The 23,934-nt window shown below is 56.4% G+C and carries 19 protein-coding genes, 2 pseudogenes and 1 other annotated feature (1 of these 22 cut by a window edge); of the genes and pseudogenes, 4 read left to right on the top strand and 17 right to left on the bottom strand.

From position 1 onward, the window contains the following. Positions 1-156: 156 nt before the first annotated feature. From ispH to ACMGGQ_RS01535, 6 genes and pseudogenes are all read right to left on the bottom strand, one after another. A complete protein-coding gene (gene ispH / locus ACMGGQ_RS01560; RefSeq protein ID WP_045415580.1) occupies positions 157-1,107 on the bottom strand; it encodes a 4-hydroxy-3-methylbut-2-enyl diphosphate reductase in 951 nt (316 codons plus the stop codon). A 1-nt stretch (position 1,108) separates the two neighbouring features. Continuing rightward, positions 1,109-1,558: an FKBP-type peptidyl-prolyl cis-trans isomerase gene (fkpB, locus tag ACMGGQ_RS01555; protein WP_003856450.1), complete on the bottom strand. Its 450-nt coding sequence runs from the start codon at positions 1,556-1,558 to the stop codon at positions 1,109-1,111. Between the two features lie 117 nt (positions 1,559-1,675). Further along, complete coding sequence (gene lspA / locus ACMGGQ_RS01550) at positions 1,676-2,176, bottom strand: signal peptidase II (protein ID WP_008502034.1); 501 nt, start codon at positions 2,174-2,176, stop codon at positions 1,676-1,678. Continuing rightward, entirely contained in the window at positions 2,176-4,992 is a 2,817-nt protein-coding gene (ileS, locus tag ACMGGQ_RS01545) for an isoleucine--tRNA ligase (protein ID WP_047746182.1), read from the bottom strand. The genes lspA and ileS overlap by 1 nt, the downstream gene beginning before the upstream one ends. Positions 4,993-5,037: 45 nt before the next feature. Further along, positions 5,038-5,964, bottom strand: a complete 927-nt coding sequence (gene ribF / locus ACMGGQ_RS01540) for a bifunctional riboflavin kinase/FAD synthetase (protein WP_045907763.1) — start codon at positions 5,962-5,964, stop codon at positions 5,038-5,040. Positions 5,965-5,971: 7 nt separating this feature from the next. After that, positions 5,972-6,178: pseudogene (locus tag ACMGGQ_RS01535) on the bottom strand (DUF2575 domain-containing protein); the annotation flags it as partial. Positions 6,179-6,293: 115 nt separating this feature from the next. On the opposite strand from ACMGGQ_RS01535, the gene rpsT reads away from it, so the two are divergent. After that, positions 6,294-6,557: a 30S ribosomal protein S20 gene (gene rpsT / locus ACMGGQ_RS01530; protein ID WP_003856458.1), complete on the top strand. Its 264-nt coding sequence runs from the start codon at positions 6,294-6,296 to the stop codon at positions 6,555-6,557. A gap of 59 nt (positions 6,558-6,616) precedes the next feature. Here the strand turns inward: rpsT and nhaR are convergent, their stop codons facing one another. From nhaR to dnaK, 4 genes are all read right to left on the bottom strand, one after another. Continuing rightward, a complete protein-coding gene (gene nhaR / locus ACMGGQ_RS01525) occupies positions 6,617-7,516 on the bottom strand; it encodes a transcriptional activator NhaR (RefSeq protein WP_048225603.1) in 900 nt (299 codons plus the stop codon). A 58-nt stretch (positions 7,517-7,574) separates the two neighbouring features. Continuing rightward, positions 7,575-8,750: a Na+/H+ antiporter NhaA gene (gene nhaA / locus ACMGGQ_RS01520; protein ID WP_047746184.1), complete on the bottom strand. Its 1,176-nt coding sequence runs from the start codon at positions 8,748-8,750 to the stop codon at positions 7,575-7,577. 172 nt (positions 8,751-8,922) lie between these two features. Further along, a complete protein-coding gene (gene dnaJ / locus ACMGGQ_RS01515; RefSeq protein ID WP_008502040.1) occupies positions 8,923-10,068 on the bottom strand; it encodes a molecular chaperone DnaJ in 1,146 nt (381 codons plus the stop codon). 87 nt (positions 10,069-10,155) lie between these two features. Further along, positions 10,156-12,069, bottom strand: coding sequence for a molecular chaperone DnaK (dnaK, locus tag ACMGGQ_RS01510; RefSeq protein WP_048028553.1), 1,914 nt, complete (start codon positions 12,067-12,069; stop codon positions 10,156-10,158). Between the two features lie 295 nt (positions 12,070-12,364). On the opposite strand from dnaK, the gene satP reads away from it, so the two are divergent. Next, positions 12,365-12,931, top strand: coding sequence for an acetate uptake transporter (gene satP, locus ACMGGQ_RS01505; RefSeq protein WP_008502042.1), 567 nt, complete (start codon positions 12,365-12,367; stop codon positions 12,929-12,931). Here satP and ACMGGQ_RS01500 read toward each other — a convergent pair. The 3 genes and pseudogenes from ACMGGQ_RS01500 to tal form a co-directional block, all read right to left on the bottom strand. Continuing rightward, positions 12,908-14,229, bottom strand: a pseudogene (locus ACMGGQ_RS01500) (MFS transporter). The gene satP and the pseudogene ACMGGQ_RS01500 sit on opposite strands and share 24 nt — an antisense overlap. A 122-nt stretch (positions 14,230-14,351) precedes the next feature. Beyond that, positions 14,352-14,939, bottom strand: coding sequence for a molybdopterin adenylyltransferase (mog, locus tag ACMGGQ_RS01495; protein WP_008502044.1), 588 nt, complete (start codon positions 14,937-14,939; stop codon positions 14,352-14,354). Between the two features lie 110 nt (positions 14,940-15,049). Further along, positions 15,050-16,003 carry a transaldolase gene (gene tal / locus ACMGGQ_RS01490; RefSeq protein WP_024907418.1) on the bottom strand — a complete coding sequence of 318 codons (954 nt, stop codon included), beginning with the start codon at positions 16,001-16,003 and terminating at the stop codon, positions 15,050-15,052. A gap of 262 nt (positions 16,004-16,265) precedes the next feature. Here tal and ACMGGQ_RS01485 point away from each other — a divergent pair, with 262 nt between their 5' ends. Further along, complete coding sequence (locus ACMGGQ_RS01485; protein WP_420289509.1) at positions 16,266-17,696, top strand: alanine/glycine:cation symporter family protein; 1,431 nt, start codon at positions 16,266-16,268, stop codon at positions 17,694-17,696. Between the two features lie 66 nt (positions 17,697-17,762). Beyond that, entirely contained in the window at positions 17,763-18,536 is a 774-nt protein-coding gene (gene yaaA, locus ACMGGQ_RS01480) for a peroxide stress protein YaaA (RefSeq protein ID WP_008502047.1), read from the top strand. A 32-nt stretch (positions 18,537-18,568) separates the two neighbouring features. Here yaaA and ACMGGQ_RS01475 read toward each other — a convergent pair whose 3' ends face one another. From ACMGGQ_RS01475 to thrA, 4 genes are all read right to left on the bottom strand, one after another. Then, positions 18,569-18,871 carry a DUF2502 domain-containing protein gene (locus ACMGGQ_RS01475; RefSeq protein ID WP_063620732.1) on the bottom strand — a complete coding sequence of 101 codons (303 nt, stop codon included), beginning with the start codon at positions 18,869-18,871 and terminating at the stop codon, positions 18,569-18,571. Between the two features lie 310 nt (positions 18,872-19,181). Further along, a complete protein-coding gene (gene thrC / locus ACMGGQ_RS01470; protein WP_023326668.1) occupies positions 19,182-20,468 on the bottom strand; it encodes a threonine synthase in 1,287 nt (428 codons plus the stop codon). 3 nt (positions 20,469-20,471) lie between these two features. Then, on the bottom strand, positions 20,472-21,401 hold the full coding sequence (gene thrB / locus ACMGGQ_RS01465) for a homoserine kinase (RefSeq protein ID WP_048225593.1): 930 nt from the start codon (positions 21,399-21,401) through the stop codon (positions 20,472-20,474). A 1-nt stretch (position 21,402) separates the two neighbouring features. Further along, the gene (gene thrA, locus ACMGGQ_RS01460) at positions 21,403-23,865 is read right to left on the bottom strand and encodes a bifunctional aspartate kinase/homoserine dehydrogenase I (protein ID WP_045907755.1); all 2,463 of its coding nucleotides are present in this window, start codon (positions 23,863-23,865) and stop codon (positions 21,403-21,405) included. A 24-nt stretch (positions 23,866-23,889) separates the two neighbouring features. Beyond that, positions 23,890-23,934, bottom strand: a sequence feature (Thr leader region) (it continues 73 nt past the right edge of the window).

Below are 23,934 nucleotides of genomic sequence, written 5' to 3'. Positions count from 1 at the left end.
CCTTTCTGAGCACTGCCAACTGAAAACACCGATAATTAGAATTTAACGTGAAACCGACTTAAATATCAGTAAAAGACATGATTTTGTCGTCACGATAAAGTAACGGGTAAAAAAAAGGCCAGCACAGGAGGTGCTGGCCTTTCATCAGAAAAGGGACTATTCGACTTCGCGGGCGTCGATTCTCAGCTCTTTCGGCACTTCGAAAACAATATTCTCTTCGCGTCCTTCCAGCGGCACCGCTTCGCCGCCGCCCAGCTCCTGCAGACGGGAAATGACGTTTTGTACCAAAATATCGGGCGCGGATGCCCCGGCCGTCACGCCTACGCAGGCCGCGTCTTTAACCCACGCTTCCTGAATATCCGTGGCATCGTCGATCAGGAACGCCGCCTTCCCCATTCGCTGTGCCAGTTCAGCCAGACGGTTAGAGTTGGAGGAGTTCTTAGAGCCGACCACCAGCACCACGTCCGCCTGTTCAGCCAGCGCACGCACTGCTTCCTGACGATTGGTGGTGGCGTAGCAGATGTCGTCCTTGCGCGGCCCGACGATTTTCGGGAAGCGCTGACGCAGGGCGTCAATCACGTCTGAGGTATCGTCGACGGAGAGCGTCGTCTGGGTCATAAACGACAGGCGCGCTTCGTTTTTCACGTTCAGCGTAAAGACATCTTCAGGCGACTCCACCAGGTACATTCCCCCTTCAGGGTTGCTGTACTGGCCCATGGTGCCCTCGACTTCCGGGTGGCCGGCATGACCAATCAGGATCGACTCTTCACCACGGCGGCTGGCGCGCGCCACTTCCATATGCACCTTGGTCACCAATGGGCAGGTGGCATCGAAGACGGTCAGATCGCGACTTTTCGCTTCGTTACGGACCGCCTGAGAGACGCCGTGCGCGGAGAAAATCAGGATCGCACCGTCCGGCACTTCGCTGATCTGCTCGATAAAGATGGCACCGCGTTCGCGCAGGCTGTCGACCACGTAGCGGTTATGCACCACTTCGTGACGTACATAAATCGGCGCGCCGTAAATCTCCAGCGCGTTTTCAACAATGCTGATAGCGCGGTCTACACCGGCGCAGAAGCCGCGCGGGTTAGCCAACAGGATCTGCATTTCAGGCCTCCAGTGCCGGATCGATTTCCAGCACTTCAACATCAAAATGAACGGTACGCCCGGCAAGCGGATGGTTGAAGTCAACGGTAATCGAGTCGCCGTTGATTTCGCGGATCACGCCAGGCATTTCGCTGCCGTCCATAGCGGTAAAGAGCATAATCGCGCCGATTTCCGGTTCACCTGCGTCCATAAACTCGCGGCGCGAGAAATACTGGATCAGGTCCGGGCTTGGCACGCCAAATGCCGCATCCGGCTCCAGCGAAAAGGCTTTTTTCTCGCCCTCTTTCAGGCCCAGAAGCTGCTGCTCAAGACCTTCAGACAGGGAGGTATCGCCAAGACGAAACAGGGCCGGTTTACCGTTATTGCGGGTGGACTCAGCCGTTGAACCATCATCCAGCTTCAGCGTGAAGTGAACGAGAACCGCGCTGTTGCTCTGTACGGATTTAGACATGCAAATTGCTCGCTTGTTTTGGGTCACCTGTTGCCCGGTGGCGCTACGCTTACCGGGCCTACGGGAAGCCACAAATTCTGTAGGCCGGGTAAGCGTAGCGCCACCCGGCATTGATGCTTACGCCTGCTCTTTCGCAGCGGGTTTAGGCAAGAAGCCTTCCAGCACGATTAACGCCGCACCGATGCAAATGGCGCTATCAGCGAGGTTAAAGGTCGCGAAGTGCCAGTCGCCGACGTAGAAGTCGATCATATCGACCACAAAGCCATGCCACAGGCGATCAAACAGGTTGCCCAGCGCGCCGCCAATGATCAGCGCGTAGGCGATGTTATTCAGCTTTTGCGTTGCCTTCGAGCGGTACATCAGCACCGCCAGGATCACGCAGATACCGAGAGCGATACCCGCAAAGAACCAGCGCTGCCATCCACCGCTGTCAGCAAGGAAACTGAACGCCGCACCGTAGTTGCGCGCGTAGTGCAGGTTAAGCGACGGGAACAGCGGGACCGTCTCCCCCAGAGCAAAGTTCTGGAGGATCAGGAACTTGCTGCCCAGATCGATAATCAGCACCACCACAACCAGCCACAGCCAGCGCAGTCCTGTTGAACAGAGAGTTTTACTCATCAGGCAAACTTACGTTTTTCGCCGTCACCGGCGACGTTGCTTACACAGCGTCCGCAGATGTCTGCGTGTTCCGCCACCTGACCGACATCGGTGGTGTAATGCCAGCAACGCGGGCATTTCTCACCGTCGGCTTTGCTCAGCGCGACTTTCAGTCCTTTGAGCAGTTCGCTCTGCTGAGCATCAGCAGAAGCCTCGGCATAATCCGCAACTTTCGCACCGGAGGTCAACAGGACAAATCGTAATTCATCGCCCAGCGCCGTCAGCTTCGCCGCCAGCTCTGGCTCCGCGTACAGGGTTACTGCCGCTTCCAGAGAGCCGCCGACTTTCTTATCAGCACGCGCCTGCTCGATAACCTTGTTCACTTCGCCACGCACTTTCAGCAGCTCGTCCCAGAAGGCATCGTTCATTGCTTCGGTGCTGGAGAGATCGAACAGACCTTCGTACCACTCGCCCGTGAAGACATACTTCTCGCGGTCGCCCGGCAGATAACCCCAGATTTCATCCGCGGTGAAGGACATGATCGGCGCCATCCAGCGTACCAGCGCTTCTGCGATATGGAACAGTGCGGTCTGGCAGCTACGACGCGCCACGCTGTCCGCTTTCGCGGTGTACTGGCGGTCTTTGATGATGTCGAGGTAGAACGAGCCCATCTCAATGGAGCAGAAGCGCATCAGGCGCTGCACCACTTCGTGGAAGTCATAAGACTCATAGGCCTTCAGGATATCTTCCTGCGCCGCTTTCGCGCAGCCTACCGCCCAGCGGTCCAGCACGACCATCTCTTCCGGTTTCACCATGTCTTTTGCCGGATCGAACCCGTTCAGGTTTGCCAGCAGGAAGCGCGCGGTGTTACGGATACGACGATAGCTGTCGGCAGCGCGTTTCAGGATCTCGTCAGACACCGCCATTTCGCCGGTGTAGTCGGTCGACGCCACCCACAGACGCAGAATGTCTGCGCCCAGCTTGTTCATCACATCCTGCGGAGAAACGGTGTTACCGATAGATTTGGACATCTTACGGCCCTGACCATCCACGGTGAAGCCGTGAGTCAGTACCTGACGGTAAGGCGCTTTACCCTTCATGGCGGTAGAGATCATCAGAGATGACATGAACCAGCCGCGGTGTTGGTCAGACCCTTCCAGATACATATCGGCCGCGTGACCGGCAAACTCCGGACGCACGTCAACCACGGAGGAGTGGGTAGACCCAGAATCGAACCACACGTCCAGGGTATCCGGCACTTTCTCGTAGTTGTCCGCATCAGCGCCCAGGATGTCGCGGGCGTCGAGATCCCACCACGCCTGAATGCCGTCAACTTCGACGCGCTTCGCCACTTCTTCCATCAGTTCCAGGGTGTTCGGGTGCAGCTCATGCGTCTCTTTATGCACGAACAGCGACATCGGCACGCCCCAGGTACGCTGACGGGAGATACACCAGTCAGGACGGTTAGCCACCATGGATTCGATACGCGCCTGGCCCCAGTCCGGGATCCACTGCACGCCTTTGATCTCTTTCAGAGACTGCTCGCGCAGGCCCTTCTGATCCATGCTCACGAACCACTGCGGGGTCGCACGGAAGATGATCGGGGTCTTGTGACGCCAGCAGCACGGATAGCTGTGCTGCATTTTTTCAACGTGCAGCAGCGCGCCGCTGGTACGCAGCATGTCGACGATAATGTCGTTCGCTTTGAAGACGTTGATACCGTCCAGCGCCGGGTAGGTGCCAGGCAGGTAAGAACCGTCCGGGCCAACCGGGTTAGCGATTTCCAGACCGTACTTCAGGCTGATGTTGTAGTCGTCAGGACCGTGGCCACCGGCGGTATGTACCGCACCGGTACCCGCTTCCAGCGTCACGTGGTCGCCCAAGATCGCCGGAACGTCGAAGTCCAGGAACGGGTGTTTGAAACGCATCAGCTCCAGGGCGTCACCTTTCACGGTGCCCAGCACGGTGTAGTCAGTGATATGCGCGCGCTTCAGCACGCTCTCAACCAGATCTTTCGCCAGGATAACCGCCTGACCGTCAATCTGCACCAGCGCGTATTCGAACTCACCGGACAGGGAGATCGCACGGTTGGCTGGCAGGGTCCACGGGGTGGTGGTCCAAATCACCAGAGAGATCGGGCCGTTTACCGAGGCGACGCCAAATTTGGCTTTTACCGCATCCTGATCCACCGCGTGGAAGGCCACGTCGATAGACGGAGAGGTTTTGTCGTAATACTCCACTTCCGCTTCTGCCAGCGCAGAACGGCAGTCCACGCACCAGTGCACCGGCTTTGCGCCTTTGTGCAGGTGGCCGTTACCGATGATTTTGCCCAGCGCACGGATAATGTTGGCTTCCGTTTTGAAGTCCATGGTCAGGTACGGGTGCGACCAGTCGCCCAGTACACCCAGACGGATGAAGTCAGCACGCTGACCGTCAACCTGCGTGGCTGCGTATTCGCGGCACTTCGCACGGAACTCAGCGGCGGTGAACTTCTCACCTGGCTTGCCGAACTCTTGTTCGACTTTCAGCTCGATTGGCAGACCGTGGCAGTCCCAGCCCGGAACGTAAGGCGAGTCATAGCCCGCGAGTCCTTTGGACTTCACGATAATGTCTTTCAGAATCTTGTTAACCGAGTGACCAATATGAATGCTGCCATTCGCATAGGGAGGGCCATCATGCAGAATGAAGGTTTTTTTGCCTTTTTTGGCTGCACGAATGATGCCGTACAGGTCATCATCGGTCCAACGCGCCAGCATTCCCGGTTCGCGCTTGGCGAGATCGCCGCGCATCGGGAACCCTGTTTCCGGCAAATTCAGGGTTGATTTATAGTCACTCATCAGATTCTCGGTTCCGTATTTATCACGTAGGCAGTTAAGCCGGTTCTAAAGCCCAAAAAACTCGCGGGCCGTCAATTCATCTCGCGCAATTTGCGCTTTGAGTTCATCCAGCGAACCAAATCGCTGCTCATTGCGTATTTTTTTACGCAGTATTACATCTATATGGCGACCATACAGGTCCATTACAACGTCCAGCAGGTGCACTTCTAGCTGTTGACGCACACCGGCGACGGTCGGACGCGTGCCAATATTGGCGACGCCGTAGAACGGTTTATCGCCCAGTCCTGCCACTTCTACCGCATAGACCCCTTTAACCGGGGAAACCTGACGACGCAGCGGTATATTCGCCGTCGGGAAACCTATCGTGCGGCCCAGCGCATCGCCATGGACCACGCGGCCAGAGATGGTGAACGGATGCCCCAGCAGGGTTTCTGCCGTATCCAGTTCGTCATCGGCCAGTGCCCGGCGTACCGCCGTGCTGCTGACGCGTACGCCGCCTTCACAGAAGGTCATCGCGCTGGTGACGTCAAAACCGTACTCCAGACCAGCCTTCTGTAATAGCAAGAAATCGCCCTGACGACCAGCGCCAAAGCGGAAATCATCGCCCACGGCAAGAAACTGCACGCCAAGACGCTTAACCAGCAGGTCGCTGACGAAATTTTGTGCTGTCAGCGCGGCAAAGCGGCGATCGAAACGTACGCACAATACGTAGTCCACACCGGACTCAGCCAGATAGCGCAACTTCTCGCGCAGGCGTGTAAGACGGGCGGGAGATTTATCGCCCGCGAACAGCTCCAGCGGCTGCGGTTCGAAAATCATCACTACAACGGGCAGACCGCGGGCCTCCCCTTCTTTACGCAATCCCTGCAACAGCGCCTGATGACCACGATGCACGCCGTCGAAATTACCAATGGTCAGCACGCACCCGTGCGGGGCTCTGCTGAGATTATGTATGCCGCGTATCAGCTTCATGTCTGGCTCAAAACAGTGAAAATCGCCAAAGTATACCTTGTACAGCGGTTAAGGTTAACCGGCGATTGTTCGTGCAAAACAGAAAGCCGTAATGATTTCATCAGGCTGACCTTTCGCAGCGAAAAAATCTGCTCGCGAACTGCGATTTTTATGCCGAAAAGCTGTATTCACGAACAACAAGCTGGTAGAATCCTGCGCCATCACTACGTAACGTAGCGTCGCCACATTAACGGCGCTTATTTGCACAAATCCATTGACAAAAGAAGGTATAGAGGGCATATTCCTCGGCCTTTGAATTGTCCACATAGATCATATTTGGGAGTTGGACCTTGGCTAATATCAAATCAGCTAAGAAACGTGCCGTACAGTCTGAGAAGGCTCGTAAGCACAACGCAAGCCGTCGCTCTATGATGCGTACCTTCATCAAGAAAGTATACGCAGCTATCGAAGCTGGCGACAAAGCTGCTGCGCAGAACGCATTTAACGAAATGCAACCAATCGTGGATCGTCAGGCTGCTAAAGGTCTGATCCACAAAAACAAAGCAGCGCGTCATAAAGCAAACCTGACCGCGCAGATCAACAAACTGGCTTAATCGCCGCTTGTTGTTGCTTGTTTTAAAAGAACCCGCTTAACGCGGGTTTTTTTATGTCTTCAGATTACCGGTGGCGTAAACAGCGCCGAGTAGTCACGGTTACAGATTCGCTGCACCGCAGGGTGCTGAATCATTCTTTCGGCAAATATGGCGTGATACTCCTCCATCACGTTATCCACTCTGCCTATCTCCGTAATCTTGTCATCCGAATAGAGATCGTGCGCGTAGAGCGTCGGCGCAACAAAGATGGCGTTATGCGCTTCACCAAAGGCTTTCATCAGCGCCGCATCGTCAAACTCACCGAGGATTTCCACCTTCAGCCCCTGGGAATTAAACCAGTTCAGCAGCTTGCGTCCGAGCATGGAACGTCTTCCCGGCACCAGCAGGCGACGTTCTTCCAGGCAGGCCGGGAAGGGTTTCTCCGGCGGCGGATTAATGCACCAGAAGCTCACGCCGCATTCACCAATCTTCACCGAGAACAAGCCTTCCTGCTGCGTGGAGTCAATCGGGCAGTCCGAGATAATCATATCCAGCTTGTGCTGGCTTAGCTGTTCCAGCAGCATCTCGTGAGTGGATTCAAAGCAGCGAAGATGAATTTGTTCATCTTCAACCACCGCCGCGTCCAGCACGCCGCTCACCAGCCGTTTGGACAGCGCATCCGCCACGCCAACATCAAAGAGCAGGTTCGACTCTTTGCGATAGTTAACGATATCCAGCATCTCCTGGCTCAGGGTGAACATCTTGTCCGCGTAGCGGAAAACCAGTTCACCCAGTTCGCTGGGTTCAATCCCGCGCCCCTTACGCTTGAACAGCTTGCCCTGCAAACGCTCTTCCAGCGCCTTAATTTGCCCGGTGATGGTTTGCGGCGTCAGGTAGAGCGCCTCTGCTGCCCCGACCACCGATCCCTGTTTATAGACGTGCCAGAAGTAGTAAAGATGGTTGTAATTCAAATGAGACATCGCGTCTTCTCTCCCTGAGTGTGTATCGGGAGAAGGATCGCCTCCTCCCGGTGTTCCGTTATGCCTGGACGGCCTGTCCGGACAATTTTACCTTCAGCAAGGTATAACCGATTACCGCGGCCAGTAATGACCCGATAAGAATGCCGAGTTTCGCCCAGACGATCAGCTCAGGCGCATGCGCGCCAAACGCCAGCGTCGAGATAAAGATCGACATCGTAAACCCGATACCACACAGCACGCCGACGGCCATAATCTGCTTAAACGTGGTGCCGTGCGGCAATGACGCCAGCTTCAGTTTCGTCGCCAGCCAGCAGAAGAGACTAATACCCAGCGGCTTGCCGATAAACAGCCCGGCAATAATGCCCAGCGGCAGCACGGACGTTAGCCCGTCCAGCGTCACCCCGCCGAGGGAAACGCCCGCGTTGGCAAACGCAAACAGCGGCAGGATCATAAAGGCGACCCACGGGTGCAGCACATGCTCCAGCTGTTTGGCAGGCGACTTGCCGTCCTGCGGCTTCAGCGGCACGAAGAAGCCGACGATCACCCCAGCCAGCGTGGCATGCACGCCTGATTTCAGCACCGCCGTCCACAGCACCATCCCCACGAGGATGTAGATACCGATGCGGCGCACATTAAAGATGTTCAGCAGCGCCAGCACCGCAATCGCCCCGGCAGCCACGCTCAGGGACAGGATCGACAGATCGCTGGTGTAGAACAACGCGATAATCACAATGGCGCCAAGGTCATCAATAATCGCCAGCGCCATCAGGAAGATTTTCAGGGCTACCGGCACGCGGCTTCCCAGCAAGGCCAGCACCCCGAGCGCAAAAGCGATATCCGTCGCAGCCGGGATTGCCCAGCCGTGACGTGCGATCGGATCCTGCCAGGTGAACGCCAGAAAGAGCAGCGCCGGCACCACCATCCCGCCGAGCGCAGCAATGACCGGGAATGCCGCACGCTGGCGGCTGGCAAGCGAACCCAGCACCAGCTCACGCTTAACCTCAAGCCCCACAAGCAGGAAGAACACCGCCATCAGCGCATCGTTGATCCACAGCAGCATGTTCTTGTTGATTTCCAGCGCCCCGACCTTCAGTTCAACGGGCGTTTCCAGAAAAGCATGATACAGATCGCGGGTCATTCCGACGTTGGCCAGTACCATCGCGGCCGCAGCAGCCATAATCAGGATCACGCCGCCGGATGCCTCACTGCTAAAGAAACGGTGTAGTAATTTCACTTTAGTTCTCTCTTTTACAACAATACCTCGATAAAACCATAATACCAAGCCAGATAGCTCGGCAAAAACAGATTAATATTGAGTATAGGTTCAGTTTAACCGAGCAATACCGATAAAAAGAAAAAGCCCGGAATCGCTTCCGGGCTTTTGCGGATAAAAACCAGCTAGTCGATTAGCGGGTCAAATCATCGAAGAATTTTTTAACGCCATCGAAGAAGCTTTTGGAGCGCGGGCTGTTTTTCTCACCCGTCGGGCCACCGAAGCTCTCCTGCAACTCTTTCAGCAGCTGTTTCTGCTTGTCGTTCAGGCCAACCGGCGTTTCCACGACGACGCGGCACAGCAGGTCGCCCTGCGCACCGCCACGAACGGATTTAACGCCTTTACCGCGCATGCGGAACAGCTTACCGGTCTGGGTCTCGCCCGGGATCTTCAGATTGACGCGGCCATCCAGCGTCGGTACTTCAATTTCGCCACCGAGTGCCGCCATCGCGAAGTTGATCGGCACTTCACAGTACAGGTTGTTCCCTTCGCGCTCGAAGATAGCGTGCTGTTTCACCTGCACCTGAACGTACAGATCGCCTGCCGGTGCGCCGTGTTCGCCTGCTTCACCTTCACCCGCCAGACGGATGCGGTCGCCCGTATCGACGCCAGCTGGGATCTTAACGGACAGGGTCTTGGTTTTTTCAACGCGACCGTGGCCGTGGCACTTGGTGCACGGATCTTTAATCAGCGTACCGCGACCGTGACAGTGCGGACAGGCCTGCTGTACCGCGAAGAAGCCCTGACGCATCTGCACCTGGCCGGAACCGTGACAGGTTGGACAGGTCTGCGGCTGCGTACCCGCTTTCGCACCGCTGCCGTGGCAAACGTCACACTCTTCCAGCGTCGGAATACGGATCTCTTTGGTGACACCGCGAACGGCCTCTTCCAGCGTCAGATCCATGTTGTAGCGCAGATCCGCGCCGCGCGCAGCGCGCTGACGACCACGACCGCCGCCGAAGATATCGCCAAACACATCGCCAAAGATATCGCTGAAGTCAGCGCCGCCGCCAAAGCCGCCGCCACCGAATCCACCGCCGCCCATGCCGCCCTGTTCAAAGGCTGCGTGACCGTACTGGTCATAGGCCGCACGTTTTTGTGCATCGGTCAGGACTTCGTAGGCTTCTTTGATCTCTTTAAATTTGGCTTCAGCCTCTTTGTCACCCTGGTTACGGTCCGGGTGGAATTTCATGGCCAGGCGCTTATACGCCTTTTTGATTTCACGCTCTTCCGCAGTTTTCGGAACGCCTAAAATCTCGTAATAGTCTTGCTTTGCCATTGGTTTTTTTAAGCCCCTTAACATGCGAGCACGGGCGTGGAGAGTTCTCCTACGCCCGTGCCGATTAATTACCCTGCATCAGGGCGATTATTTTTTGTCTTTAACTTCTTCGAACTCAGCGTCGACAACGTCGTCGTCTTTCGCGTTGTTCGCAGAAGCGTCAGCGCCCGCCTGCTGTTGAGCGTGCTGCTGCTGAGCGATTTCCATCAGCTTCTGGGAAGCCTGTGCCAGCTCCTGCATCTTCGCTTCGATGTCCGCTTTGTCTTCGCCTTTCAGAGACGTTTCCAGCGCGCTCAGTGCAGTTTCGATAGCAGTTTTGTCTTCCGCTGGCAGCTTATCGCCGGCTTCTTCAACCTGCTTACGGGTGCTGTGCAGCAGATGGTCACCCTGGTTACGGGTCTGAACCAGCTCTTCGAACTTACGGTCGGATTCCGCGTTAGCTTCGGCATCGCGAACCATTTTTTCGATTTCTGCTTCGTTCAGGCCAGAAGATGCCTTGATGGTGATCTTCTGCTCTTTACCGCTGTTTTTGTCTTTCGCAGACACGTGCAGGATACCGTCAGCATCGATGTCGAAGGTGACTTCGATCTGTGGCATGCCGCGCGGTGCCGGGTTAATACCGTCCAGGTTGAACTGACCCAGAGATTTGTTATCCGCCGCACGCTTACGCTCACCCTGCAGCACATGGATGGTTACCGCAGACTGGTTGTCTTCAGCGGTAGAGAACACCTGGCTGTGCTTGGTTGGGATGGTGGTGTTTTTGTTGATGAGCGCAGTCATCACACCGCCCATGGTTTCGATACCCAGAGACAACGGGGTAACGTCCAGCAGCAGTACGTCTTTCACTTCACCGGTCAGTACGCCACCCTGAACCGCAGCACCAATTGCCACCGCTTCGTCCGGGTTAACGTCTTTACGTGGCTCTTTACCAAAGAACTCAGCCACTTTCTTCTGCACCATTGGCATACGGGTCTGGCCACCAACGAGGATAACATCGTTGATATCAGACACGGACAGGCCAGCGTCCTGCAGAGCAACTTTCAGCGGCTCGATAGAACGGTTCACCAGGTCTTCTACCAGGCTTTCCAGTTTCGCACGGGTCACTTTGATATTCATGTGTTTAGGACCGGTCGCGTCTGCGGTGATGTACGGCAGGTTCACGTCGGTCTGCTGAGCGGAAGACAGCTCGATCTTCGCTTTCTCAGCGGCTTCTTTCAGGCGCTGCATAGCCAGCGGGTCGTTACGCAGGTCAATGCCCTGATCTTTCTTGAATTCGTCAACGAGGTAGTTGATCAGACGGGTATCGAAGTCTTCACCACCCAGGTGGGTATCACCGTTGGTTGCCAGAACTTCGAAGGTTTTTTCGCCGTCAACTTCGTCGATTTCGATAATAGAGATATCGAAGGTACCACCACCCAGGTCGTAAACCGCGATAGTACGGTTGCCAACTTCTTTATCCAGACCGTAAGCCAGTGCAGCCGCGGTTGGTTCGTTGATGATACGTTTTACTTCCAGACCTGCGATACGGCCAGCATCTTTGGTTGCCTGACGCTGAGCATCGTTGAAGTAGGCAGGAACGGTGATAACCGCTTCCGTTACCGGTTCGCCCAGGTAATCTTCAGCCGTTTTCTTCATTTTTTTCAGCACTTCAGCAGAGATCTGCGGTGGTGCCGTTTTGGTGCCTTTCACATCAAGCCATGCATCGCCGTTATCTGCCGCGATGATTTTGTAAGGCATGATGGAAACGTCACGCTGAACTTCTTCGTCCTGGAAGCGGCGACCGATCAGGCGTTTAATCGCAAACAGGGTGTTTTGCGGGTTTGTCACTGCCTGACGTTTAGCCGGCTGACCAACCAGAGTTTCACCATCCTGGGTATAAGCAATGATAGAAGGCGTGGTGCGATCGCCCTCGGCGTTCTCCAGCACGCGTGCAGTAGTGCCATCCATAATCGCTACACAAGAGTTGGTTGTACCCAGGTCGATACCAATAATTTTACCCATCTAAACGTCTCCACTAAAAATTCAGTCAACATGTGGTTGTGTACCTGTAATAAGGGCAGAACGTGCTTTTTCAACTGCCCAGATTTGATTTTTTTCAGGTCCACACACTGCGGTTGACTACAAGATGGGGTCGCGACGGCATCCATCAAGGGGGAAAGATAAAAAAATTTTAATTTCACCCTGATGAGATCATAGACGCCATCGATTGCGCCCATTATGATGCCGCGCCCCGTCAGGGAGAACTGACGCGGGTTTAACCATTTCACCATATTAATGATGATTTTTTTGAGGACTTATGGGCAACACTAAGTTGGCTAATCCGGCTCCGCTGGGCCTGATGGGTTTTGGCATGACCACTATTCTGCTGAACCTGCACAATATCGGGATGTTCCCGATGGATGGCATCATCCTGGCGATGGGCATTTTTTACGGCGGTATCGCGCAAATTTTCGCGGGCCTGCTGGAATATAAGAAAGGCAATACTTTCGGCTTAACCGCCTTCACCTCTTACGGTTCTTTCTGGCTGACCCTGGTTGCCATTCTGCTGCTGCCTAAAATGGGCATGGCAGACGCGGCAAACGCCCACTTCCTGGGCGTTTACCTGGGCCTGTGGGGCGTCTTCACCCTGTTCATGTTCTTCGGTACCCTGAAAGGCAACCGCATGCTGCAGTTCGTCTTCCTGAGCCTGACCGTCCTGTTCGCCCTGCTGGCGATTGGTCACCTCGTGGATAACGAAGGCATCGTTCATGTTGCAGGCTGGATTGGTCTGGTTTGCGGCGCAAGCGCTATCTACCTGGCAATGGGTGAAGTGCTGAACGAGCAGTTTGACCGCACCGTGCTACCGATTGGTGAAAAACACTGATCCTTCTGTCGTGTCCGCCTCGCGGGCACGACATCCCTTCTTCTGCCCCAGCCAAATCCCTAATCCCAGCCCCATAACCGACAGCGCCAGCACGTACCAGGCCGGAGCCATGGGAGACACGCCCATCAGGACCGTCACCGCAATCGGCGTCAGCCCGCCGAAAATGGCATACGACACGTTGTAGGAAAACGAAATCCCGGTAAAGCGAACCTCTGGCGGGAACGCGCGCACCATCACGTACGGTACCGCTCCGACAACGCCCACGCACAGCCCTACCACGCCGTACAGCAGGAACAACTGTTCAGGATGGCTGCCTGCCAGATGGTAAAACGCCCAGCTTGATGCGGCCAGTAGCAGGCTGCCGACAATAAAGGTGACGCTGGCACCGAAACGATCCGCCGCCAGCCCGGCGGCCAGACAGCCAAAGCAGAGCATGATTGTCGCGATACTGTTTGCCTGTAGCGTCACGGCAGGGGCGAAACCGTACTGCTTTTGCAGCCAGACTGGGGACATCAATATCACTACCACAATGCCCGCCGAGAGCAGCCAGGTGAGCAGCATCGACACCACCACCGCTTTTTTATGGCGTACCACGACCGCCTTCACCGGCAGCTCCTGCGCCAGCGCTTTGCGCTGCTGCATTTCGAGGAAAATGGGGGTCTCCTGCAGCCAGCGGCGCAGGTACATCGCGACCAGACCAAACGCCCCGCCCAGCAGGAACGGAATACGCCAGCCCCAGTCGTGTACGGCCTGCTGCGTCATGCTGGTATTCACAATGGTTGCGACCACCGAGCCGAGCAGGATCCCGACCGTCAGCCCCGCCGTTAAGGTTCCGCAGGCGATACCAATGCGGCGCGCCGGAACATGCTCCGCGACAAACACCCACGCGCCCGGCACTTCACCGCCAATCGCCGCCCCCTGCAGGACGCGCATCAGCAACAGCAGCAACGGCGCGAGAATGCCCATCGAGGCATAGGTAGGCAACAGACCAATGGCCAGCGTCGGCACGGCCATCAGCAGGATGCTAAGGGTAAACATCTTCTTACGGCCGACCAGATCGCCAAATGGGCCATGATAATGCCGCCCAGCGGACGCGCCAGATACCCGGCGGCAAAAATGCCGAAGGTTTGCACCTGACGCAGCCACTCCGGGATATCTGCCGGGAAGAAGAGCTCCCCCACCACGGCGGCGAAGAAGACGAAGATAATGAAATCGTAAAACTCCAGCGCGCCGCCTAAGGCCGCGAGCGTGAGGGTTTTGTAATCCTGTCGATTCAGAGGTCGGGTGTTATGTGACATAGCGAACCATTATGCGTGTATTGTGGATTTATTTTTACAGCAAACGTAAAGAAAAAATTACTATACCGTAAAACCGTTACCACGCTATCGCCGCTTCAGCTTATGTCACATATTGATTAATTTCAGGAGATTGTTTCGCGACGCGCGTTTTTAGGACGAAAAGCTGCTACCACTTTCTCATCGGTTTCAACATACGGGCCGTCAAGTAGCTGTATACAATACGGTACACTTGCAAAGATACCGTGAACGATGACGCTACCGTCTTCCGCTTTAAGCCCTTCCAGAGTCTCTTTGATCGACTTCGGCTGGCCCGGCAGGTTCAGGATCAACGCCTGCTTGCGGATCACCCCCACCTGGCGGGAAAGAATGGCCGTCGGAACAAAGTGTAGACTGATCTGGCGCATCTGTTCCCCGAAGCCAGGCATTTCACGATCGGCAATCGCCAGCGTCGCGTCCGGCGTCACGTCGCGGCGCGCGGGGCCGGTTCCGCCGGTGGTTAACACCAAGTGACAGCTCATCTCATCCACCAGCTCACACAGGGTCTGCTCGATGATCGGCTGTTCGTCGGGAATCAGGCGAGTCTGGATCTCAAACGGGGTAGTCAGTGCACTGGCCAGCCACGCTTCCAGAGCGGGGATGCCTTTATCCTGGTAAACACCGCTGGAGGCGCGGTCAGAAATCGACACTAAGCCGATGCGTAAGGTATTCATATCCATTCCATTCAAAGAGTACTGATTAAAGGGAATGATACACGCAGAGAGGGGATTCAGACAGGGGACGAAAGCAGTCGCGTGACCGGGAGCCCGGTCACGCAGAATGATTACAGCAGGTCGCCGATCATTTTTTCCAGTTTGCCCTGGTCAACAGCAAACTTACGGATACCGTCCGCCAGTTTGTCTACCGCCATTGGATCCTGGTTGTGCTGCCACAGGAACTCGGATTCAGTGATGCGCTCTGGGCGTGCTTTCACTTCACCGGTGTAGGACAGTTTACGCTCCAGGGTACCTTCGCTTTCTGCCAGCTCTTTCAGCAGCGCAGGCGCGATGGTCAGGCGGTCACAGCCAGCCAGCTCGATGATTTCACCGACGTTACGGAAGCTTGCGCCCATAACCACAGTCTCATAGCCATGCTGTTTGTAGTATTCGTAGATTTCAGTCACAGAAATCACGCCTGGATCTTCAGCCGGTGCGTACTCTTTCTTATCGGTGTTGGCTTTGTACCAGTCCAGAATACGGCCTACGAACGGAGAAATCAGGTATACGCCCGCTTCTGCACAAGCACGCGCCTGAGCGAAGGAGAACAGCAAGGTCAGGTTACAGTTGATACCGTCTTTTTCCAGCTGCTCTGCAGCGCGAATACCCTGCCAGGTAGAAGCCAGTTTGATCAGGATACGGTCGTTGCTGATGCCCGCGTCGTTGTACATTTTGATCAGACGTTTCGCTTTGGCGATAGACGCTTCGGTGTCGTAGGAGAGACGCGCATCCACTTCGGTAGAGATACGGCCAGGAACCAGTTTCAGGATCTCCAGACCGATGTTCACTGCCAGTTTGTCAGTGGCATCCACAACCTGCTGCGCGCGGTCATTGCTCTGCGCTTTCGCCCAGGTCACTGCGTCGTCAATCAGTTTGCGATACTCAGGGATCTGTGCGGCGTTAAGGATCAGAGAAGGGTTGGTTGTGGCATCCTGCGGCTGGTACAGCTTCATTGCCGCGATATCTCCGGTGTCAGCTACGACAGTGGTGAACTGACGAAGGGAGGTCAATTTATCCGTCATGATAGTGTTTCTCTTTTAACGTGCCCTGGATAATTCACGCTACCGACAGCATGCCTGCAGCGGAAAAATGACAGGTTTACTTGTTAGGGGGATGTAACCGGTCTGCCCTGATGATAACACGACGGAGGGGTAGCGCAACCGCAGACAGTGCGCTTAGGCAGAGTATGATAAACTGGAAATATTAACAGGCTGCTAAGCAACAGCATGCCCAATCAGTGGTAGCGCTTACATATTCACATTGGCATCAACAAGAGGGACGTTAATGCCTGATTTCTTTTTCTTTATTAACGAAGTCCTCTGGGGTTCGATAATGATATACCTGCTTCTGGGAGCAGGTATTTGGTTTACGCTACGCAGTGGGTTTATCCAGTTTCGCTATATTCGCAAGTTTGGCAGAAGTCTGAAAAACAGCGTCACGCCTCAGCCGGGCGGATTAACGTCATTCCAGGCGCTCTGTACCAGCCTCGCGGCTCGCCTCGGCAGCGGCAATCTGGCGGGCGTTGCGCTGGCCATCAGCGCCGGTGGGCCGGGCGCGGTCTTCTGGATGTGGGTGACGGCGCTACTCGGGATGGCCACCTCCTTTGCCGAAAGTTCGCTTGCACAACTCTACAAAGAGAAAGATAAACACGGCCAGTTTCGCGGTGGTCCTGCTTGGTACATGGCGCGTGGCTTAGGGATGCGCTGGATGGGCGTCCTGTTCTCGGTTTTTTTACTGCTCGCGTACGGTCTTATTTTTAATACCGTCCAGGCGAACTCGGTTGCCAACGCCCTGCGCTATGCCTTCTCCTGCCCCGAGTGGATCGCGGGTCTCGCTTTAGCCCTCATCGTTCTGCTTACCATCTCGGTCGGTCTCAAGGGCATCGCTCGCCTGATGCAGTGGCTGGTGCCCATTATGGCGCTGCTCTGGGTTGCCGCGAGCCTGTTCGTTGCCGCACTGCATCTCGACCAGGTGCCGGGCGTGATTGCCACCATCGTCAAAAGCGCCTTTGGCTGGCGCGAAGCGGCCTCCGGTGCGCTGGGCTACACCTTCAGCCAGGCGCTGATGGCGGGTTTTCAGCGTGGCATGTTCTCCAATGAAGCCGGTATGGGGTCAACCCCCAACGCGGCCGCCGCCGCCTCTTCCTGGCCACCGCACCCGGCCGCGCAAGGCATTGTGCAGATGATTGGCGTCTTTACCGATACCATTATTATCTGTTCCGCCAGCGCCATGATTTTGCTGCTGGCAGGCCCCGTACCGCACGCGTCGGGCACCGTCGGGATACAGCTTCTCCAGCAGGCGCTGGTCAACCTGACCGGCGGCTGGGGAGCCGGATTTGTCTCGCTCATCCTGATCTTATTTGCCTTCAGCTCGATAGTGGTGAATTACCTTTACGCCGAAAATAACCTTATTTTCCTGAAACTCGACTCCCGCGCCGCAATCGGAACCCTGCGCCTGGGGGTCATCCTGATGGTGATTGCAGGCTCCCTGCTCAGTATGCCGCTGGTCTGGCAGCTGGCCGATATCATTATGGCGCTAATGGCGATCACTAACCTCACGGCAATCCTGCTGCTCTCGCCCGTGGTGACCCTGATTGCCAGAGACTATCTGCGTCAGCGCAAACTCGGCGTTCCGCCGGTCTTTGATCCCGCCCGCTATCCCGATATCAAGGCGCAGATTGCCCCCGGCACGTGGGATGATTTGCCGCGGCAATAACAGCTATCGATCAATTCGGGGCGATTTTTTGCTAAAGTCGCTCTAAATTTCCTGCAAGGACTGGATATGCTGATTCTTATTTCACCTGCAAAAACGCTCGACTACCAGAGCCCGCTCGCCACCGAACGCTATACCCAGCCTGAACTGCTGGACTACTCGCAACAGCTGATCCGCGAAGCGCGTAAGCTCTCTGCGCCACAAATCGCCTCGCTGATGAGCATTAGCGACAAGCTGGCAGACCTTAACGCGACCCGCTTTCATGAATGGCATCCGGATTTCACCCCTGCCAACGCTCGTCAGGCGATTCTGGCATTTAAAGGCGACGTGTATACCGGCCTGCAGGCGGAAGATTTTAGCGAAGCCGATTTCGATTTTGCCCAGCAGCATCTGCGCATGCTGTCGGGTCTGTACGGCGTACTGCGCCCGCTGGATCTGATGCAGCCGTACCGTCTGGAGATGGGGATTCGTCTGGAGAATGCCAAAGGCAAAGACCTCTACCATTTCTGGGGCGATATCATCACCGATAAGCTGAATGCGGCGCTGCGTGCACAGGGCGATAACGTAGTGATTAACCTGGCGTCCGATGAATACTACAAGTCGGTGAAGCCGAAAAAACTGGATGCCGACATCATCAAGCCGGTATTCCTTGACGAGAAGAACGGCAAGTTCAAAGTGATCAGCTTCTACGCCAAGAAAGCGCGTGGCCTGATGAGCCGCTACATTATCCAGAACCGCCTGACGAAGCCGGAGCAGCTAACCGCCTTCAACAGTGAAGGCTACTTCTTTGACGAGGCGTCGTCAGGGAAAGGCGAACTGGTGTTTAAGCGCCACGAGCAGTAAAAACAAACCCCGCCAGCTGGCGGGGTTTTGCATTAGTGGTGTTTCCAGTCCGGGCCGCGATCGTCGTGGCGGTCATCGTGGTGATGGTCATCGTGACGATCGTCGTGTTTACGATGCTCATCATGTGGGCGCCAGTGGTTATCGCGCCAGTCATAATGCGCTTTCCACCAGTCGTGGTCGCGCCAGCGGCCGCCGTCCCAGTAATGCCCGTTATTATCCCGGTCGCCAATCTGCAATTTGACCGCAGGTACGAGGGTGATTTCGGATGCCTGTACCGCCATGGGAGCGACCAGCATCAGTGAAAGCGCAATCAGCACAGGTTTCAGTGTAGACATCGGTGACTCCTTATTATCTTTGCCCAACGTGGGCCGATGTAAGGAGAGTACGCGAGGGGAACGGGGGATGTTATTCTCTGCAATCCTAAACGCTAAGTGACCGCATTTATTGGGAATTTCTACTTTTTCCCTGCTATTTTTCTCCTTAATTTCTCCATAAAAAAAGCCGGGTGGCGCTTCGCTTACCCGGCCTACGATTTGTTCATCGTTGTAGGCCCGGTAAGGCGTAGCCGCCACCGGGCAACACAATCACGCACGCGTCATCATTGGTTGTAGGTCGGGTAAGGCGTAGCCGCCACCCGACAAAAAATCATGCACGCGTCATCATCAGCTTACGCAGCGCGGCAAAGTCTGCCGGCAACTCATGAGACAGCAGCGGCAGGTCGGCACGCTCGGCCAGCTCTTTTGGCAGCGGCAACGTTTCGCCCAGAATCGCCTCCACGCTCTCTTTGAACTTCGCCGGATGTGCGGTTCCCAGGAACAGGCCGTATTCACCCGGATTAAGCTGATCGCGCAGCGCGCGGTAGGCAATCGCCGCGTGCGGTTCAGAGGTATACCCCACCGCCTTCAGCTCGCGCATGGTGGATTTGGTGGTCTCATCCGTCACCGCGGCATAGCCCAGGTCGCCCAGACGCCAGATCTTACGGCGGAACAGCTCTTCCACGCGCGGCCAGTTGTTTGGCTGTGACACATCCATCGCATTGGAGAGGGTCGCCTGCGTGGCGTTCGGCGCCCACTTCCCGTCTTTCAGGAAGCGCGGCACGGTGTCGTTGGCGTTGGTGGCGGCGATAAAGCGTTTCACCGGCAGCCCCAGGGATTTTGCCAGCAGGCCCGCCGTCAGGTCACCGAAGTTACCGCTCGGCACGGAGATCACCAGTTGGTTGCGCGCTTCCTGCGGCAGTTGCGCCACCGCTTCGAAGTAGTAGCAGATCTGCGCCAGCAGACGACTGATGTTGATGGAGTTGGCGGAGTTCAGACCCAGCGCTACCTTCAGCTCTTCGTCGTCGAAGGCCTGCTTGACCAGCGCCTGGCAGGCATCGAAATCACCGTCAATTGCCACGGTTTCAATGTTGCCGCCGAGGGTGCAGAACAGTTTCTCCTGCAGCGGGCTGATTTTACCTTTCGGATAGAGGATCACCACGCGGACGTTTTTCAGGCCGTAGAACGCGTGGGCTACCGCCGCGCCGGTATCGCCGGAGGTTGCGGTCAGGATGGTCACCGGCTTGTCGCCGCTGATGTGGGTCAGCATCTGCGCCATAAAGCGGCCGCCGAAGTCTTTGAACGCCAGGGTCGGGCCGTGGAACAACTCCAGACAGCCGACGTCAGGCTCAACCTGCTGAACCGGCGCCGGGAACGCGAATGCCGCGCGTACGCGCTCTTCCAGCAGCTCCTGCGGAATTTCATCGCCGATAAACGCGGACAGAATTTTGGTGCTGCGGGTGACAAAATCCTGCTTCAGCAGGTCATCAATCTCGGTCAGCTGGAATTCCGGCAGGTCATGAGGGAAAAACAGCCCCTGATTTTTGCCCAGTCCCTGAGTCACCGCCTGCGCGAAGCTGACCTGCTCGTTATGATCTTTAAGGTTGTAGAGTTTCATTAATTATCCCAGTACTCGTGCGCCAGCCGTGTCCAGACGGCAAATATGAACAAAGCCTTCCTGATTTTGCAGGTAGTGTTTAGAGAGCCAGTCCGCCACGCGCTGCGCAGTGTCTGCCTTGTCGCACAGGGCGAACAGCGTCGGGCCGGAGCCGGAGATGCCGCACGCCTGCGCGCCGATATCCATTGATGCCTGTCGCGCCTCGTTAAAGCCGGGCAGCAGCTTCGTGCGGTACGGCTCGGCAATGACGTCCTTCATCAGTTTGGCCGCCAGCTGCGGCTGGCGGGTGTAGCAGGCGTGGATAAAGCCCGCCAGATGACGCCCGTGGGCAATACAGTCCTGACGACGATACTGCGCGGGCAGGATCGCACGCGCTTCCGCGGTTGAAACCTTGATACCCGGATAGGCCAGCACCCACAGCCACTCATCAAACCCTGGCACCTGCTGGCTGATGATGCCATTTTCTTCGATCATCAACTGCATGCCGCCGAGGAAGCACGGCGCCACGTTGTCATAGTGAATGCTGCCGGAGATACGCCCTTCCAGCTCGCCCATTAAGCCCAGCAGACGGTTGTTGTTCAGCGGCTTGCCGCAATGCTCGTTCATTGCTACCAGCGCGGCGACCACCGAGCAGGCGCTGGACCCCAGACCCGAGCCGATCGGCATACTCTTTTCCAGCGTCATGGCGACCGGCACGTTTTTGCCGATCTCCTGACAGAAACGTTCCCAGCACTGATAGACGATGTTCTCGCGCGGGTCGGACGGTAACTTGCTGGCGAAGCGGCCCACGTTGTTCAGGCTGAAGCTGTCTGCCGCTTCCACCGTCACCGTATCACCCAGCAGCGAACCATCCACCGGCGTCACCGCCGCACCCAGCACGTCGAATCCGACGCTCATATTCGCGCTGGAAGCCGGGGCATAAACTTTGACCATGTTAAACTCCTAACTTCCATGACAGGGTACGCAGCAGATCGGCAAACACACCCGCCGCCGTAACATCGTTCCCTGCGCCATAGCCGCGAAGCACCAGCGGCAGTGGCTGATAATAGTGGCTGTAAAACGCGAGGGCGTTTTCGCCGTTTTTGACTTTGTACAGCGGGTCGTTGCCATCCACTTCGGCAATCTTCACCCGGCACACGCCATCTTCTTCAATGTTGCCAACATAGCGCAATACCTTACCTTCATCACGGGCTTTTGCAACGCGAGCGGCAAACGCGTCGTCAAGCTGCGGCAAACTGGCCATAAAGGCGCCAACATCGCCGCTGCTGTCAAATTCTGCCGGCAGGACCGGTTCAATCACGATATCGGAAAGCTCAAGCTCACGGCCCGTTTCGCGGGCGAGGATCAGCAGCTTGCGCGCCACGTCCATACCGGAAAGGTCGTCACGCGGATCCGGCTCGGTATAGCCCAGCTCGCGCGCGGCGCGGGTGGCTTCCGAGAGGCTCATCCCTTCGTCCAGCTTGCCGAAGATAAACGACAGCGATCCGGAAAGAATGCCGGAGAAACGCTGCAGCTCATCGCCCGCGTTAAGCAGGTTCTGCAGGTTCTCGATAACCGGCAGGCCCGCCCCCACGTTGGTGTCGTACAGGAACTTGCGGCGCGACTTGCTCGCCGCCAGACGCAGCTGGTGATAGTAATCCATCGACGAGGTATTGGCCTTTTTATTCGGCGTCACCACGTGGAAACCTTCACGCAGGAAGTCCGCGTACTGGTCGGCCACCGCCTGGTTCGAAGTGCAGTCGACGATGACCGGGTTAAGCAGGTGATACTCTTTTACCAGACGGATCAGGCGGCCCAGGTTGAACGGCTCTTTTGCCTCCTTCATCTCGGCCTGCCAGTTTTCCAGGTTCAGGCCGTGGACGTTGGTCAGCAGCGCTTTGGAATTCGCGATCCCGCAGACGCGCAGGTCGATGTGTTTCTTCTTCAGCCACGCCTGCTGGCGCTTCACCTGCTCCAGGAGCGCGCCGCCCACGCCGCCCACGCCAATCAGGAACAGCTCGATGACCTGATCGGTGTTAAACAGCATCTGGTGTACCACGCGAACGCCGGTGGTGGCATCGTCATTATCGACGACAACAGAAATTGAACGCTCTGACGAGCCCTGGGCAATCGCCACGATATTGATATTGGCGCGCGCCAGCGCGGCAAAGAATTTGGCGGAGATACCGCGCAGGGTGCGCATACCGTCGCCCACCACGGAGATGATCGCCAGACGCTCCTGAATCGCGAGCGGCTCCAGCAGCTCTTCTTTCAGCTCCAGATAGAACTCTTCCTCCAGCGCGCGGCGGGCGCGCAGGCAGTCAGCCTGCGGCACGCAGAAGCTGATGCTGTATTCGGAAGAGGACTGGGTGATCAGCACCACCGAAATACCGTTGCGGGACATGGCCGCAAACACGCGTGCCGCCATGCCGACCATTCCTTTCATTCCCGGGCCGGAGACGCTGAACATCGCCATATTGTTGAGGTTGGAGATGCCTTTCACCGGCAGACCGTCCTCATCGGTGCTCGCGCCAATCAGCGTACCCGGCGCCTGCGGGTTACCGGTATTTTTAATCAGGCAAGGGATCTGGAACTGGGCAATCGGGGAGATGGTACGCGGGTGAAGCACTTTGGCGCCGAAGTAGGAAAGCTCCATCGCTTCCTGGTACGACATCGACTTCAGCAGCCTGGCGTCCGGTACCTGGCGCGGGTCGCAGGTATAGACGCCGTCGACGTCAGTCCAAATCTCGCAACAGTCCGCGCGTAAACAGGCAGCCAGCACGGCGGCGGAGTAGTCGGAGCCGTTACGGCCCAGCACCACCAGCTCGCCCTTCTCGTTACCAGCGGTAAAGCCCGCCATCAGGATCATGTGGTCAGACGGAATTTTGCTGGCGGCGATACGGCGGGTTGATTCGGCAATATCAACGGTGGATTCGAGGTAGTGGCCCACCGCCAGCAGTTTTTCAACGGGATCGATCACGGTCACGCTATGGCCGCGCGCTTCCAGCACGCCCGCCATGATGGCGATAGAGAGTTTTTCACCGCGACAAATCAGCGCCGCGTTGATGCTGTCCGGGCACTGGCCGAGGAGGCTGATGCCGTGCAGGACATGTTTAATTTGCGCGAATTCCTGCTCAACGAAGGACTTCAGCTGCGCATGCGGGAAGCCAGGCAGCGCCTCTGCCAGCCCTTGCAGTAAGTCAGCGAAGATACGCTCTGCGTCGCTGATGTTCGGAAGTGCATCCTGACCACCGATGGTCTTTTCAATCATCGCCACCAGATGGTTCGTGATTTTTGCCGGGGCAGAGAGCACGGTCGCAACCTGCCCCTGCCTGGCGTTGCTTTCCAGGATATCGGCAACACGCAGAAAACGTTCTGCATTTGCCACTGATGTACCGCCGAACTTCAACACTCGCATGGTTCTACCTCGTTTCCTTTAGCCGAAAAAAAAGCCCGCACTGTCTAGGTGCGGGCTTTTTTTTGTTTT

The organism is Enterobacter sp. BNK-13 (genome assembly GCF_048685015.1).
In the GTDB taxonomy this organism is placed as follows: domain Bacteria; phylum Pseudomonadota; class Gammaproteobacteria; order Enterobacterales; family Enterobacteriaceae; genus Enterobacter; species Enterobacter quasiroggenkampii.
The sequence above is the reverse complement of the archived record's forward strand: the minus strand, read 5'-3'. Positions and strand labels throughout refer to the sequence as shown.

What these genes read in the sequence shown, in the direction of transcription:
- ispH (WP_045415580.1), bottom strand. Translation starts at nt 1,107, where the DNA reads ATGCAGATCCTGTTGGCTAACCCGCGCGGCTTCTGCGCCGGTGTAGAC.
- fkpB (WP_003856450.1), bottom strand. Translation starts at nt 1,558, where the DNA reads ATGTCTAAATCCGTACAGAGCAACAGCGCGGTTCTCGTTCACTTCACG.
- lspA (WP_008502034.1), bottom strand. Translation starts at nt 2,176, where the DNA reads ATGAGTAAAACTCTCTGTTCAACAGGACTGCGCTGGCTGTGGCTGGTT.
- ileS (WP_047746182.1), bottom strand. Translation starts at nt 4,992, where the DNA reads ATGAGTGACTATAAATCAACCCTGAATTTGCCGGAAACAGGGTTCCCG.
- ribF (WP_045907763.1), bottom strand. Translation starts at nt 5,964, where the DNA reads ATGAAGCTGATACGCGGCATACATAATCTCAGCAGAGCCCCGCACGGG.
- nhaR (WP_048225603.1), bottom strand. Translation starts at nt 7,516, where the DNA reads ATGTCTCATTTGAATTACAACCATCTTTACTACTTCTGGCACGTCTAT.
- dnaJ (WP_008502040.1), bottom strand. Translation starts at nt 10,068, where the DNA reads ATGGCAAAGCAAGACTATTACGAGATTTTAGGCGTTCCGAAAACTGCG.
- dnaK (WP_048028553.1), bottom strand. Translation starts at nt 12,069, where the DNA reads ATGGGTAAAATTATTGGTATCGACCTGGGTACAACCAACTCTTGTGTA.
- satP (WP_008502042.1), top strand. Translation starts at nt 12,365, where the DNA reads ATGGGCAACACTAAGTTGGCTAATCCGGCTCCGCTGGGCCTGATGGGT.
- mog (WP_008502044.1), bottom strand. Translation starts at nt 14,939, where the DNA reads ATGAATACCTTACGCATCGGCTTAGTGTCGATTTCTGACCGCGCCTCC.
- tal (WP_024907418.1), bottom strand. Translation starts at nt 16,003, where the DNA reads ATGACGGATAAATTGACCTCCCTTCGTCAGTTCACCACTGTCGTAGCT.
- ACMGGQ_RS01485 (WP_420289509.1), top strand. Translation starts at nt 16,266, where the DNA reads ATGCCTGATTTCTTTTTCTTTATTAACGAAGTCCTCTGGGGTTCGATA.
- yaaA (WP_008502047.1), top strand. Translation starts at nt 17,763, where the DNA reads ATGCTGATTCTTATTTCACCTGCAAAAACGCTCGACTACCAGAGCCCG.
- ACMGGQ_RS01475 (WP_063620732.1), bottom strand. Translation starts at nt 18,871, where the DNA reads ATGTCTACACTGAAACCTGTGCTGATTGCGCTTTCACTGATGCTGGTC.
- thrC (WP_023326668.1), bottom strand. Translation starts at nt 20,468, where the DNA reads ATGAAACTCTACAACCTTAAAGATCATAACGAGCAGGTCAGCTTCGCG.
- thrB (WP_048225593.1), bottom strand. Translation starts at nt 21,401, where the DNA reads ATGGTCAAAGTTTATGCCCCGGCTTCCAGCGCGAATATGAGCGTCGGA.
- thrA (WP_045907755.1), bottom strand. Translation starts at nt 23,865, where the DNA reads ATGCGAGTGTTGAAGTTCGGCGGTACATCAGTGGCAAATGCAGAACGT.